Annotated in this window: 10 protein-coding genes; 6 read left to right on the top strand and 4 right to left on the bottom strand. The window is 76.2% G+C overall.

What is annotated here, in order from left to right; genetic code table 11:
• Positions 1 to 1,152: 1,152 nt before the first annotated feature.
• A complete protein-coding gene (locus D450_RS0112310; protein WP_017538973.1) occupies positions 1,153 to 2,313 on the bottom strand; it encodes a thiolase C-terminal domain-containing protein in 1,161 nt (386 codons plus the stop codon).
• 1,002 nt (positions 2,314 to 3,315) lie between these two features.
• Positions 3,316 to 3,621, bottom strand: a complete 306-nt coding sequence (locus tag D450_RS0112305) for a Dabb family protein (protein WP_017538972.1) — start codon at positions 3,619 to 3,621, stop codon at positions 3,316 to 3,318.
• Positions 3,622 to 3,801: 180 nt separating this feature from the next.
• Here D450_RS0112305 and D450_RS0112300 point away from each other — a divergent pair, with 180 nt between their 5' ends.
• Positions 3,802 to 4,872 (top strand): LLM class flavin-dependent oxidoreductase, encoded by a 1,071-nt coding sequence (locus D450_RS0112300; RefSeq protein WP_017538971.1) that lies wholly within the window; start codon positions 3,802 to 3,804, stop codon positions 4,870 to 4,872.
• 54 nt (positions 4,873 to 4,926) lie between these two features.
• Positions 4,927 to 6,507, top strand: a complete 1,581-nt coding sequence (locus tag D450_RS0112295) for an AMP-binding protein (RefSeq protein WP_017538970.1) — start codon at positions 4,927 to 4,929, stop codon at positions 6,505 to 6,507.
• Positions 6,508 to 6,904: 397 nt separating this feature from the next.
• Here the strand turns inward: D450_RS0112295 and D450_RS0112290 are convergent, their stop codons facing one another.
• Positions 6,905 to 7,864, bottom strand: a complete 960-nt coding sequence (locus D450_RS0112290; RefSeq protein ID WP_017538969.1) for a cyclase family protein — start codon at positions 7,862 to 7,864, stop codon at positions 6,905 to 6,907.
• Between the two features lie 625 nt (positions 7,865 to 8,489).
• Between D450_RS0112290 and D450_RS0112285 the strand changes: the two genes are divergently transcribed.
• Positions 8,490 to 9,680, top strand: a complete 1,191-nt coding sequence (locus tag D450_RS0112285) for a serine hydrolase domain-containing protein (protein ID WP_017538968.1) — start codon at positions 8,490 to 8,492, stop codon at positions 9,678 to 9,680.
• Between the two features lie 539 nt (positions 9,681 to 10,219).
• Here D450_RS0112285 and D450_RS0112275 read toward each other — a convergent pair.
• Entirely contained in the window at positions 10,220 to 11,026 is an 807-nt protein-coding gene (locus D450_RS0112275; protein ID WP_017538967.1) for an SDR family NAD(P)-dependent oxidoreductase, read from the bottom strand.
• A gap of 104 nt (positions 11,027 to 11,130) precedes the next feature.
• On the opposite strand from D450_RS0112275, the gene D450_RS0112270 reads away from it, so the two are divergent.
• The 3 genes from D450_RS0112270 to D450_RS0112260 are packed head-to-tail and all read left to right on the top strand — an operon-like array spanning position 11,131 to position 13,608.
• Positions 11,131 to 11,541, top strand: a complete 411-nt coding sequence (locus tag D450_RS0112270) for a Zn-ribbon domain-containing OB-fold protein (RefSeq protein WP_039820418.1) — start codon at positions 11,131 to 11,133, stop codon at positions 11,539 to 11,541.
• Entirely contained in the window at positions 11,531 to 11,947 is a 417-nt protein-coding gene (locus tag D450_RS0112265; protein WP_394296823.1) for a VOC family protein, read from the top strand. Before D450_RS0112270 ends, D450_RS0112265 begins: the two co-directional genes overlap by 11 nt.
• 59 nt (positions 11,948 to 12,006) lie before the next feature.
• The gene (locus D450_RS0112260) at positions 12,007 to 13,608 is read left to right on the top strand and encodes a class I adenylate-forming enzyme family protein (protein ID WP_017538964.1); all 1,602 of its coding nucleotides are present in this window, start codon (positions 12,007 to 12,009) and stop codon (positions 13,606 to 13,608) included.
• Positions 13,609 to 14,015: the final 407 nt, after the last annotated feature.

The raw sequence follows: 14,015 nt of genomic DNA, 5'->3' as shown, positions 1-14,015 counted from the left end.
TGATCTCGGGCNGCCGGTATTACCCCGACTCGCCCGAGATCAACGCCAAGGTCGCTCGCGGTCCAGTCCAGAGGCGGCGACGGAGCAGCAGGTCCCCCACTCACGGCCGCTTGCCGGGCGGTGGGCCGCCTCCGATCGAGGCGGAGGGCCGTGTCCGCCGGCGTGGTGGAGCTTTCCAGCGCTGTTCGAACACGGGCCCCCGTGTTGACCAGCTGATTGGTGCTCGTGCTCACGTCGATTCGAAATCAGTCACACCACTCCGCGGGACACGACCGGGCGGCAGACGACGAACCGACAGGGAGGAGGCGGCCCGCCCGGGGGCTCCGGGACCTGTGACCGCCGTACCGTCTGGGCGGCCGACGCAGAGCGCCGGGCGCCGCCTGACCGAGTCGATCTGGTCGTGTCCGCTGGAGTGGTGGAACTTTGGGCCTCGCCCGTGTGAGCGGTGCGGCCGCTGCGGCGCGATCGGCGCCCCCCGGGTGCGCGCCCCCTCCTCGCCGTTGATCTCGGGGAAGCCGGGGTAATACTCGCCGGTATTACCCCGACTCTCCCGAGATCAACGGGGGTGTCGGTGCGGGCGGCCGGGGCCCGCAGAGTTCCACCACACCAGCGGACACGACCGTCGATCTCAGTTGAGAGCGCTCGTCGCCGGTTTCCGACAGCGCCCGGAGGGCCCACGGCGCGGCGGTCCCGATGAGTCCGGGAAGCGGCGGTGCCCTTCCTCATCACCGAGTGTGGTCCTCACTCGCCGCACCTGACGGCCGTCCGTCCTCGCTTCGCCGCGTGCGCTCCGCCTCAGAGCAGTGCTGTCGGAAGCCACCGACTCGCCCCCGCTGCGCATCGGGGTGCCGTCGAGACCGATCGACAATCGCCGCCCCCTGCTCACGAACGAACCCGGCCGGCCCTTGCGCACGGCCGAGACCGGCCTCGCCCGCCCCACAGAACCGACGAAGACCCCGGCAGATCATCGGGGACGTGGGAACAGGCCGGCGGCCGATCGCGAGGACACCGATCGGCGGGTCGACCGGCCGATCTGCGTCCTGGTCGTCCGTCGGCCGCACGGACGCGGGAAGCACGCCCCCTCGTACAGGCACGCCGCGCATCGTCCGGCGGCGCTCATGGCCGCAGCACTGCCGGACCCGGCCGGACTGCTCAGCGCACCAGGAGGGCCGCGCTGCCGTAGGCGCCCCCGAAGCCGGTGCACAGCGCCGTCGATGCCCCGGGGATCCGCCCCGCGCCGTCGCCGCGCAGCTCGCGCACCGCCTCGGCGACGTTGTTGAGTCCGTGCACGTACCCCTCCGAAAGCAGGCCGCCGTGCGGGTTGACCGGCACTCCCCCCGCCCGCTCCGCCCCCGCCGCCGTGACGCCGCCCTCCCGCAGCACCCGTGCCATCTCCCCCGGCTCCACCAGGCCGAAGTCGGCGAGCTGGCGCGGGACCAGGAAGGAGTAGGCGTCGTACAGGTAGGCGGCGTCCACGTCGCAGGGGCGCATGCCCGACGCGGCGTACAGGCGCGGGGCGACCTCGTCGGAGAAGACTGCCCCCGGGTCGGGCGAGCGGTCGAGCCGGGACAGGGACGGGCGGCCGCCGCGCACCACCGCGCGGATGCGGGGCGCGCCCTCGGCCTCGGGGCGCCGCGCGCCGGCGACCACCAGGGCGCACGCGCCGTCGGCCTCCTGGCAGCAGTCGGCGCGCCGCAGCGGCTCGGCGATCACCGGTTCCTCCAGGTAGGCGCTCCAGGGCAGCGGTTCGCGCCGCAGGGCGCGCGGGTTGCCCGCCGCCTGCGCGCGCGAGGACTCCACCACGGCGGCCAGGTCGCGCTCGCCGAGCCCGGCGTCGTGCAGGTAGCGGCGGGCCACCAGGGCGAACTGGGCGGCCGGGCCGGCCAGCCCGTAGGGGAGGGTGAACTGGCGCTCCACTCCCTCGCCCTGGCGCAGGCCGAGCCCGGTCATGCGGCGGCCCGAGCGGCCGTTGAGCGAGCGGTGGACCAGTACGGTCTCGGCCTGGCCGGTCGCCACCAGCATGGCGGCGTCGCCGAGGACCGATGCGCACTGGGTGCCGCCGCCGTGCATGTCGTTGTGCCAGCCCAGCCGGGCGAGGCCCAGTTCGCGGGCGAGGTCGGTGGCGGGCGCGGAGTCGTTCAGGTGGTAGGAGAGGACGGCGTCGACCCGGTCGGCGGCCATGCCCGCGTCGTCCAGGGCGGCGCGGGCGGCCTGGGCGGCCAGTGCCAGAGGGGTGCGGCCGGAGGCGCGGGCGAGGGGGGTCGCCCCGACACCGACGACGGCGGCGCGCTCGGCGATGCCGTCTGCGCCCATGGGGCCTCCCGGAGGCGGGGACGGGCGGGAGCGGGGGCCGGACGCCGCCCGCCGGGGACGGGGCGCGATCCATCCCCGGCAGGCGACGCGTTCTCATGCCTGCCGTCCGGCACGCCTGGCGGGCGGGGCCCACCGGGCGCCCTCACCGGGCTCGGCTCGCCACTGAAGCTAGCTTTGAAACACGTTCTAACGCAAGGGTCGCAATCGATTCGATATGGCGCACACCACACCGATACCGGCACGTCCGACCGGCCGGGCCGCCCCGAGGCCACCGGAGGTCCCGGCCCCGGTCACCGAGCAGGGGACGCGCCGCTCGCCCGGGAGTTCAGCGACATCCGCAGGGGTGGACTCTGTGATGCCCCCCACGGAGGCACCGGTGAGCGCGGACCGCTTCGAGGCACCGGTGGAGGCTCCGGACCAGGTAGCACTCGGTGCACCTGCGGATCTCTTTGCCCGTGCACCCCTGGGCCCGACGAAGGGGCCGGCGGTTCCATGGCCGCACCCCGGTGGGCCGGGCGGCCGACTCCCCCCTGACCGGCCGGTCCATCGGCGCACCATGGCCGCCACGAGAGCAGGGGCGACGAGGAATGGGCGGGGCGCTTACCCGGCCCCGCCCGTCGGGCCCCGCGGCCCGGTACACACGGGAACGACGGCACGGCAGGCGACCCGCTCACCCCCTGCATATCGGGGACGCGAGGAGGTGCCGGGCCATCGGGAGTGGTGAGATCACCACCCGATGTGCGAGTAAGTGGTGATCTCACCACTCCCGATGGCCCCGCCCGCTTCCGGAACGGGCACGGCGAACACGAAGGACGCTCCGAGGGGGTACGGCCGCACGAGCCTGAGGGGCCCGGACCGCCGCCGGAACCGACCGCGAGTCCTGCCCCGCGCGGCGCCGCTCCGACCGCGGACCGGCCGGCACCCGGCGGCCGAGAGGTCACGGCCTTGAGCACTCCGAGCCCCGAGGGGGCGGACCACGCTCCCGCGGACGCCCCGCCCCTCCTAGCCGGGGTCGGGCAGGGCGATCTGCACGGAGGCGCGGTCGGCCAGCAGCGGCCTGATGAGCGCGAGGGCGGCCTGGTGGTCGGGGTGGTCCCGGTACGCGGCCAGACCGGCCTCGTCGTCCACGTCGGCGGCCACGCCGAAGTCGTAGGTGCCCTCGGAGATGCCCAGGTCGGGCCCGAAGGTGTAGGCCCGCAGCGCGGGGATGCGTCCGGGCAGCTGGGAGAGCGCGTCGCGGACCTGGTCCACCTTCTCGGGGGTCGCCTCGCCGTTCCAGCGGAACAGCGCGATGTGCCTGATCGCCATGGTGCCGAACCTACCGCGCCGCCCGTGGAGGCCGCCGCTCCGCCCCGCCCGCGGACGACCGCGCGCACCCGGGGATCTGGCCGGGCCTCCGGCTCCCTGCTAGCCTACCAAGCGAACGCTTGGTAGAAGTCCGGTCCGCGGTCCGCCCGCGAGGATCCGTCCGCGAGGAAGGGTGCGGCCATGAAGTTCTCCACCTTCCACCTCTTCCACCGGTTCGCCGGCCAGTCCGTCAAAGAGGTCTACGACCACCACGCCGAACTCATCGAGCTCGCCGAAGAGCTCGGCTTCCACGGCGCGCGCGTCGCCGAGCACCACTTCCGCGACTACGGCTCGGTCCCCTCCGGCCTGGCCTTCCTCGCGCACATGGCCGGGCGGACCGAGCGCCTGCGCCTGGGCACCGGCATCGTCGTGCTCCCCCTGTACAACCCGGTGCACGTCGCCGAGCAGGCCGCGCTGGTCGACGTCCTCTCCGGCGGCCGCCTCGACCTCGGCGTCGGCCGCGGCTACCAGGGCTATGAGTTCGACGGGTTCGGCGTCGACCTGTCCCAGGCCCGTGCGCGCTTCGACGAGGCGCTGGAGACGGTGCTCGCCCTCTGGGAGGGCGCCCCCGTCCGCCGCCGGGGCGCCTACTCCTCGGTCGCCCCGGCCCTGGAGGACGGCGTCGTCCTCATGCCCCTTCCTTTGCAGGAGCCGCGCCCGCCGGTGCACGTGGCCGCCGTCAGCCCCGAGACCGTCGAGCGCTACGCCGCCCGCGGCCTGCCCATCCTCGCCGACCCCGCGGCCCCCTTCTCCCGCGTCGCCCGGGCCGCCGAGGCCTGGCGCTCCACCGCGGCCGCCCACGGCCACGACCCCGCCGGCGCCGAGCTGGTGGTGAGCCGCTCGGTCCATGTCGCCCCCACCGCCGCCCAGGCCCGGGAGGACCTGGAGCGCTTCGAGGCCTCCTTCGACCGCACCCGGATCTTCAACGAGCGCAGCGCCCCGCTGGACCGGCGGACCGGCGAGGTTGCCCAGGGCTTCGAGTACTGGCAGAACCGCTACATGAAGGGCGCCGAGGTCGGAACCGACTTCCGCTGGGAGCGCCTGGAGGTGGTCGGCGACCCCGAGCGCGTGGTCGGGCAGGTGCGGATGCTCCAGGAGATGGGCTACGGCCACCTGCTGTGCGACTTCGGCAGCACCCGGCGGATGCCGCTGGAGGAGATGAAGAAGGTCCTGAAGTTCTTCGCCGCCGAGGTCATGCCCGCCTTCGCCTGATCACGGCCCCCGCCCGCCGCAGACCGAGCCCCGCGCCACGCCCCCGGAGGCCCGATGTCCGTGCACACGCTCACCCTCGCCGACGTCCTGCGCGAGCACCGCCGCTCGCGGCCCGCGACCACGGCCGCCGTCGACGGCCCGCTCCGCCTGTCCTACGCCCGGCTCGACGCCCGCACCGCCCGGCTGGCCCGCGCGCTGGCCGACGCCGGGGCCGGGCCCGGCGACCGCGTCCTCTACATCGGCCGGAACTCGGTCCGGCTCCAGGAGGGCCTGCTCGCGGCGGCCCGGCTGGGCGCGGTCTTCGTCCCCGCCAACTGGCGGCAGAGCGCCGACGAGCTCGCGTTCGTCCTGCGCGACCTCGCCCCGGCGGCCGTGCTGTGGCAGGGGGGCGACCTGGAGCCGGCCGTGCGGGAGGCGCGTGCGGCCGTGTCCGCCGAGCCCGCGCAGGAGAAGTGCCTGTGGATCCGCTGCGACGGCGCGGCGGACGCCGACGGCGAGGGGGCCGCCGGCGGCGACCCCTATGAGGAGCTGATCGCTTCGGCGCCCGAGGAGGACCCGGCGGGCGACACCGACGGCTCGCTCCCCGTCCTGGGCCTGTACACCGCCGCCTTCGACGGCCGCCCGGCGTGCGCCCTGCTGAGCCATGGCGCCCTCATCGCGCACAACGCCGCCCTGTTCCAGGTGCGCCGGATCGGCCCCGGGTTCACCTTCCTGAACAGCGGACCGCTGTTCCATGTCGGCACCATGATGTTCAACCTGGCGACGTTCCACGCCGGCGGGACCAACGTGTACATGCCGGCGTTCGACGCCGCCGAGGCGGCGCGGCTCATCGAGGCGGAGCGCGCGGACCACATGTTCGGCTTCGGCCCCGTGCTCGACGCGGTCGCCGAGGCCAACCGGGGCGAGGACGGCGCACCCGTGCACGACCTGTCCAGCCTGAACTTCGCCTCGCACTCCCCCGAATGGGACGCCCAGGTCACCGTCGGGACCGACCCTTGGAGCGCGTCCGGCATGGGCGGCTACGGCCAGACGCAGGCCTGCGGCATGCTCACCTACTTGGCGCTGGGGCCGGACGGCGAGGGCACCGCGGGGCGGCCGTCACCGATGGTGCAGGTGCGCATCACCGGGCCCGGCGGCGAGGAGCTGCCCGCCGGGGAGACCGGTGAGATCACCGCCCGGGGGCCGAGCCTTTTCAGCGGCTACCACGACCGCCCCGAGGCGACCGCGCGCTCGCTCCGCGGGGACTGGCACCGCACCGGCGACCTCGGGCGCCGGGAGGCCGACGGCACGATCACCTTCATCGGCCCGCGGATGCGCATGATCAAGACGGGGAACGAGAACGTCTACCCCGCCGAGGTCGAGCGCGCGCTGAAGGCGCACCCGCGGATCGCCGACGCCGCGGTCATCGGCGTCCCCGACGACACCTGGGGGCAGAGCGTGGCGGCCGTGGTCCAGTGCGCTCCCGGACCCGCGCCGACCGAGGAGGAGGTGGTCGCGCACGTGCGGGGCCTGCTCGCCTCCTATAAGAAGCCGCGCCGGGTGGTGTTCACCGATGCGCTTCCCAAGGACGGCCACCGGCCCGACTACGACGCGCTGGACGCCGCCTACGGCGGGGGCGGGTATCCCGGCGGGTGATGCGGCGGGCGCGCTTGAGGAAGGGGGCACGGGGAGAGGGCTCGTTGCGGCCACAGGCGGCAGGGAGGAAGGAGCCGGGCCCAGGGGCGGGGGACAGCCCCTGGGGCCGGCCGCGGGGGGAAATCCGCGGCCGTCACGGCTCCCCTTGCGGACGTGGGGGTCCGGGGAGCCCGGCCGGGTGCGGTTCTCGGGATTCGGCGCCCTGGGGGGCGGGGCCGCACCGCCGAGAAGAACCTAGCGGCGCTCCGGTCACGCCCGTACCCATTTCCGATAACCGGAATGTCTCGATTCCTCCTCGCCTGCCTCGCCTGTGGCCCACATGAGCAGCAACGATAAATGCGGGATAAGCGACCCGCCAGGGGGATCCGGCGTCCGGATCCGGCCGCATCCGGACGCATCAGAGCACCGCCAGGGGGTTGACGGGGCTGGCGGTACCGCCCCCGACCGGCAGCGGGACCACCGCGAGCAGGAAGTCCGCGCGCCCCGTCCCGGACAGCGCGGAGCCGAGTTCCTCCAGCCGGGCCATCTCGACCAGCGGTACACCGTGCCGCCAGAGCAGCACCAGGTGCGCGTCGTCCTCGGGCGCGTCCACCGGCCCGCCGTCGGCGCCCAGCGCCTGCACCGCCGCGTTGTCGCACACCACCAGGGCCACGTCCCGGGCGGCCAGCCACCGCACCGCCGATCCGTCCAGGCCGGGCTGGGCCCCCTGGTACATCCGGGGGTCCTCCTCCCAGGCCAGCGGCCATCCGGTGCGCACGACGGCGGCGTCCCCCGGGCGCAGCAGCGCCGCGCCGGGCATGCCCTCCAGGTCCGCGGCGCCGATGCCCTCGCCCGGTCCGAGCCGGTCGGCGCCCCGGTGCCGTGCCGCGTCGAACAGCACCCCGCGCGCCAGCACCCCTTGCGCGGCGGCGTGCTCGATGCCGAGCCGGGCGGCGCCGCGGCTGCCGACCCGGCCGGCGGGGGGGCCGTTGTACAGGCGCTCCCCCGCCCACATGTGGCACAGGGCGTCCATGTGGGTGGAGGTGCCGTGCGGGGAGAGCACCAGGGCGTCGTCGGCGACCCGGCGGTCCCCGGGCAGCGGCGGCGCCCCGGCCGCCTGGTCGCCCCCGTCCACGGCCATGTAGTGCTGCGGGAGGGGCCGGCCGGCCAGGTGGGGGACACGGGCGGGACGGCCGCTCGCCGTCGCGCCCTCGATCGGCTGGGCGAGGCTGACGACCCGCCCCTCGCGGGCGGCGCCCAGGGCGCGCAGCACCGTCGGCGGGGTGAGCAGGTTGAGGGCGCCGAGCTGGTCGCCGGGTCCCCAGCGGCCCCAGTTGTGCGGCCCGTCGGGTGCGGGGGCGGGGTTCTCGTCCGGCATACGGGACTCCTCTCATCTGGGCCCGGGGCGGGGCGTGGGCGGGAATCAGGACGGACCGTGTCCTCGCCTGGATGGTCGACGGGGGCCGTTGAATCGCCTGCGGCGCGGCAGAGCGCGTCCGAGCATCCGGGCGTCCGCAACCGCGGGCCCTGAGGCCGGCCCGAGCGGGAGCGCGCGGCGGGTCGCGCCGTGTGCGGGAAGCGGCTCTGTCGCGTCGGCGCGGCATCGACGCGGGGCGCCCCTCTTCACTCGTGCAAACACCCGCACGCAGTCCTGGCCCGTGCGAGAGGACCACTCCGCCCGCCGTCGCCCGCGCTGCCCCTTCAGGGACCTCCGGCCGCTCGGCCGCGGTGCCGTGGAACGGCCCGGTTCCCGCTGGTCGAGTCCGGTCAGGGACGCTGTGCCCGGAACGGGGCGCCTCCGTCCCCCGGGACCCGGCCGCCGGGGCCCTTCCCGCCGGTCCTCCTTCGGCCCCCGGACTCGGGCGATCGCGCCCGTGGTCGGTCACACCGCTCCGGCAGGCGGGCCCGAGGCCGATCACTCGGTCGGTCCGGGCCGGACGCGGGCGTCCGCGGGGCGGTCGATACGATGCGCGGATCGCCCGAGAACGGGAAGGCAGGGGGCAGTGACCGAGGAGAGCGGGGTCCAGGGGGCGTGCGCGCCCGGGTTCGAGCGGGTGCGCACGGTCTTCGAGAACAACTTCGCGCGCGGGCTGGAGGTCGGCGCCGCCGTCAGCGTCTACGTGGACGACGAGCAGGTCGTCGAGCTGTGGGGCGGCTGGGCCGACCGCCGGGCGGAGCGCCCGTGGCGGCGCGACACCCCCTGCTTCGCGTTCTCCTGCACCAAGGCCGTGACCGCGGCGGCCGCGCTGCGGGTGGCCGAGCGGGGCGGGCACGACCTCACCGAGCCGGTCGCCTCCTGGTGGCCGGGGTACGACGCGCACGGCAAGGGCAAGACCACCGGCGAGCACCTGCTCTCCCACCAGGCGGGGCTGCCCGCCTTCGACACGCCGGTCGGCGCCGAGGAGGCCGCCGACCCGGCGGCCATGGCCGAACTGCTGGCCGGGCAGGCGCCCGCCTGGGAGCCCGGAACCGCGCACGGCTACCACGCCTTCACCTACGGCTGGCTGGCCGGTGAGATCGTGCGGCGGCTGGACGGGCGGGCCGTCGGCGCCTACACCGCCGACGAGATCGCCGGGCCGCTCGGGCTGGACATGTGGGTGGGCGCGCCGCCGGAGGCCGCCGAGAAAGCGGCGCGGCTGACCCGGCACGCGGCGGGCCCGTCCCGGTCCGCGGACATCGCCGACGGCCCCTCCGACGACCCGATCGCGCAGATGGCGCGGGCCGCCCGTGATCCGGAGAGCCTGTACTCGCGCTCCTTCCGCAACCCGGACATGACCGCGGTGCGCGGCGGGTTCAACGACCCCGGCGTGATGGCGGCGGGCTGGCCCGCCGCGGGGCTGACCACCACCGCCACCGGTCTGGCCGGGTTCTACCGGGACTTGGCGGCCGGGCGGATCGTCTCCCCGGACACGCTGCGCGCGGCCGTGGTCCCGCGGGTGAGCGGCCCGGACCGTGTGCTGCACCTGACCAGCTCCTTCGGCCTGGGGTTCATGCGACCCTCCCTGGTGTTCGCCCTGCCCCGCGCGGCCCAGGAGGGGGCGTTCGGCCACACCGGTTCGGGCGGCTCGATCGGACTGGCCGACCTCGACCACGGCATCTCCATCGGGTACGTGATGAACGGCCTGGGCGCCGAACTGTCGGGCGGCATGCGGTCCATGCGCCTGGTGAAGGCCGTGTACGACAGCCTGCGCTGAGTCGGCGCGCATTCACCGCTCCTGTCGTCCGCCGGGCTGCCCACCGCCCCGGCGGCACGGCGGCCACGCATGCGCGACACCCCGAACGCCCGTACACCGGCCCCGCTCCGGAGTGCGAGGCGAAGGGAGAACACGCCCCGCCCTTGGGCCCCTGTCGGCGGCATCGGCCGCCGAAACCAGGGTCCCGCCCACGGCCCCTCAGAAGTGGACACGGGCGCGCCCCCTGGGCCGCTGCTGATCCAGCCGCGCAGCGGCGGCGGCCCGGTGGGACCGACCGTCCCGACCGCCGCCTCTGCGGCGGACACTGTCGGACAGGCCACGCCGCCCGCATGCCGTCGTGGTCGTCCCTCTCTGAGGGGTTCTCCACGGGGGCCGTGTCGGGCCCGGCGGATGGAGCGGATGGACACGCCTTCCCTCCGCGCTCCCTCGGTGTCGGCAGTGGTCCAGCCGGGCGGGCAGGGCGCCGGGCGGAGGGAAGGCCACGGGACGGACGCCCCACCCGCATCGCTCCTCCTCTCCGCCCCGCCCCGGAACGCCGGTCAGTGCATGGTGATGCCGCCGCTCACCGACAGGGTCTGGCCGGTGATGTAGGACGCCGCCGGGTCGGCCAGGAAGGCCACGGCCGCCGCGACGTCGGCGGCCTCGCCCAGGCGGCCGGCCGGGATCCTGCGCGCCAGCGCCTCGACCATGCCCGGGTGCTCCTCGGCCACCCGGCGCAGCATCGGGGTGTCGGTCGGCCCCGGGCACACCGCATTGCTCGTCACACCCTGGCGCGCCGTCTCCCGCGCGAGGGACTTGGCCAGGCCCAGCAGCGCGGCCTTCGTCGCCGCGTAGGCCGCCTCGCCGCCGGCCCCCGCACGGGCGCCGTCGGAGGAGACGAACACCAGGCGGCCGAACCCGCGCTCCACCATGCCGGGCAGGAACGTGCGGGTGAGGAGCATCGGGGCGCGGGCGTTGACCCGCCACATCAGGTCCCAGTCGCCCGGGTCGCTCTGCACGAACGGGCCCACGACCCCCACCCCCGCGTTGTGCACCAGCACGTCCACCCGGCCCACGGCGGCCCGCACCCTCGCGACGGCCGCGTCCACGCCGCCGGGGCCGGCCAGGTCCGCGCCGACGGCGGCGGCGCCGGGCAGGTCCGCGACGGCCCTCCGCGCGGCGGCCGCGTCCAGGTCGGCCGCCACCACCGCGGCCCCGGCCCGGGCCAGGGCCGCGCACACGGCCCGGCCGATCCCTCCGGCCCCTCCGGTGACCAGTGCGGTCCGCCCTTCGAGGCCGAGGAGGCCCGGTCCGCCGCTGCGCGGCTCGGCGTCCCCGGCGGTCCCGGACCGCGGCCGTTCCTGCACGGGGCCTCCTTCCGGCGGCGCGGGGACCGCCCTTGCCGGTCGACCAAGCATACGCTAGCTTGACTGCACGCGGTTGTCACGGGACCCGGGAGGTCACGGTGGCCATGGACGCGGACGGCGGGCGCCCGCACCCGGTGCCCACCCCCTTGACCGAGCCCTACTGGCGGTCGTGCCGCCGGGGCGTGCTGGCGATCCAGCGCTGCGCCGCCTGCCGCCGGTTCGTCCACTTCCCCGAGCNGCCCTGGGAGCCGGTGTCGGGGCGCGGCCGGATCGTCACCCACACCACCGTGCACCGCTCGTTCGCCCCCGGCTTCTCCGGAGCCGTCCCCTACACCCTGGCCTGGGTGGAACTCGCCGAGCAGCCGGGGCTGCGCGCCTTCGGCGGCCTCCGGGACTGCCCGCCCGGCCGCGTCCGCGTGGGCCTGCCGGTACGGGTCGTCTTCACCGACCTGCCCGGCTTCGGCCCGATCCCCGACTTCCGCCCCGACGGCGGCGAGGAGCCCCATGACCGCTGACGGAACCGATGGAGCCGGTCGAGCAGGCCGTGCCGACGCGGACGGCGGGGCCGCACGCGTGCGCGGCGTCGTCTACCCGGCCCGGGACCTGCGGGCGTCCCTGGCCTTCTACCGGGACGTCCTGGGACTGCCGGTGCGCTTCGCCGACGGCGGCCGCTATGCCGCCCTCGGCGACGGCGCCTCGGCGACGCTGGCCCTGGCCTCGGACGGGGAGGCCGCCGCCGACGTCCCCGCCGCGTCGGTGCGGGTGGGCGACGTCGCCGCAGCGGTGCGGACGGCCGCCGCCCGCGGCGCGCGGGTGCTGCGGCCCGCCGAGGCCGGCCCGCACGAGGTGCGGGCCGTGGTCGCCGACCCCGACGGCCACCCCGTCGTGCTCTACACCCCCGTCCCCGACGCCCGGACCTGACCGCACCCCGCCCCGGCCCAGCGCCGGGACACCCCGCGGGCCCGACCCCAGGAGGCCAGGTGGAGCAGAACCCGCAGGCGGCCCCCGCCGCCGACCCCTTCGGCAACTACGGATACGCGATCCTGACCGCGAGCGCGCTGGCCGCCCCCGACCGCACGGCCCTGACCTACCGGGGCGAGCGCCGCTTCACCTACGACGCGCTGAACCGCGCCGTCGACCGCCGCGCCCACGCCCTGTCCCGCGCGGGCGTGGCGCCCGGGCAGCGGGTGGCGGCCCTGCTGACCGAGACGGTGACGGTGGCCGAGGTCTACACCGCGCTGTTCAAGTCGGGCGCCGTCACGGCGGCGCTCAACCCCTACTGGGAGGCGGACGTCCTGGCCGGGGTGGTGGCCCGGTCGGGCGCCTCGGCGTTGGTCTACGACGCCGGAGCCGAGGAGCTGGTGCGCGCGGTGCGACCGCGCCTGCCCGGCGTCACGGCCTGGATCCGGACCGGCGGCCCTCCCGACGGCGCGGTCGGCGGTGTCGACCTGGACGCGCTGGGCGCCGACGCGCCGGACACCGAGCCGCCCGTCCACGGCTCCGGGGACGACCCGCTGGCGCTGTTCTACACCTCCGGATCCACCGGCCTGCCCAAGCCGGTCGTGCACACCCACGCGAGCGCGCTCGCCACCGCCCGGCTGTGGCAGGACATCCCCGGCGGCCCGGACGGCGTCTTCGGCACCGGCGCGATCATCTGGGGCATCGGCTTCCCCGCCATCGCGGGGCCGGCGCTGTACGGACGCATGCACCTGGTGCTGGAGCAGGACTGGGGGCCGGAGAACTTCCTGCGGGTCGTGCCCCGGGAGCGGGTGACGCACGTGAGCCTCATCCCCGGATTCTTCAGCGCCCTGCTGGCGGACACCGGGCACGAGAAGGCGGACCTGTCGTCGCTGACCACGGTGGTCCTCGGCGGGGAGCCGATCGCCCCCGCGCTGCTCAAGCGGATCAAGGACCGCCTGCCGCAGGCACGGGTCTACGGGTACTACGGGCAGACCGAGGCCCCGTACTCGGTGTGCGGGCGGATCGACGACGAGGCCTGGGACCGGCGGTCCTCAGGCCGGGCCCGCACCGGGTTCGCGGTCCGGGTGACCGGCCCGGACGGCGCGCCGGCGGTGGGCGAGGCCGGCGAGATCAACCTGGCCGGCCCGCACCGGATGGCCGGGTACGACGGGCTCCCGGAGGAGACCGCCGAGGTGCTGCGGGGCGTCTGGTACGTCGGCGGCGACCTGGGCGTGCTGGACGCCGAGGGGAACCTGCGGGTGCTCGGTCGGCGGTCGGACGCGATCCTCAAGGGCGGCAGGTGGACCCAGCCGGCCCGGGTCGAGGAGGCGGCCCTGGAGGTGGAAGGGGTGGCCGAGTGCGGTGCGGTGGGCGTCCCGGAGAACCCCGACGGAGCGGCTGCGGTGGAGCAGGGGATCGTGCTGGCCGTGGTCCCGCGTGCGGGCGCCGAGGTGACGTCCGAGGGGGTCGCACGGGCGCTGGCCGAGCGCCTGCCGGAGGAGCGGCGCCCCGACACTGTGGTCGTGGCAAGGGACCTTCCCCGCACCCGGGACGCATCGGGCGGCCCGGGGAAGCTGCTGCGCCGGAGGCTCCGGGAGCTCTACGGCCACCGCGCCGGATGACCGCCGACCGGACACGGGCCCGTGTCCGTCGGGGAGGAGGAGCCGGCCGACGCGGCGCCCGGGCCGGGACGACCGGGGCCGCGAGGCAGGCTCCGTCAGAACCCTGCCTCCCCGGCCGCCCCTGCCCCCAGCGGCGCAGGCGCCGCACGCGACGGCCCCCGACGGACGCGTTCCCCCGAACGCGGGCATCGTCGCGTGCGGCGCGGCCGGTCCCCGGTCGACCGGAGCGGGCCGGACCGGAGGCCCCGGTGGCTCCCCATCGTCGTGGACGCACACTCCGGGACGGGGGTCCCCCGTCCGCACAAGGGCGTGTGCACCCGACGGGCCACCGGGGCCCCGGCCGGGTCCGCGCGTGCGCCGCGGCGGTCCTGCGTCCCCGCCCTCCGCAGGGAGGGGCAGGGAGGGAG

Origin of the sequence: Nocardiopsis halophila DSM 44494, assembly GCF_000341245.1 — a bacterium.
GTDB lineage: Bacteria > Actinomycetota > Actinomycetes > Streptosporangiales > Streptosporangiaceae > Nocardiopsis_A > Nocardiopsis_A halophila.
Note: the sequence above shows the minus strand (reverse complement) of the source record. Positions and strands in the feature narration are given on the sequence as shown.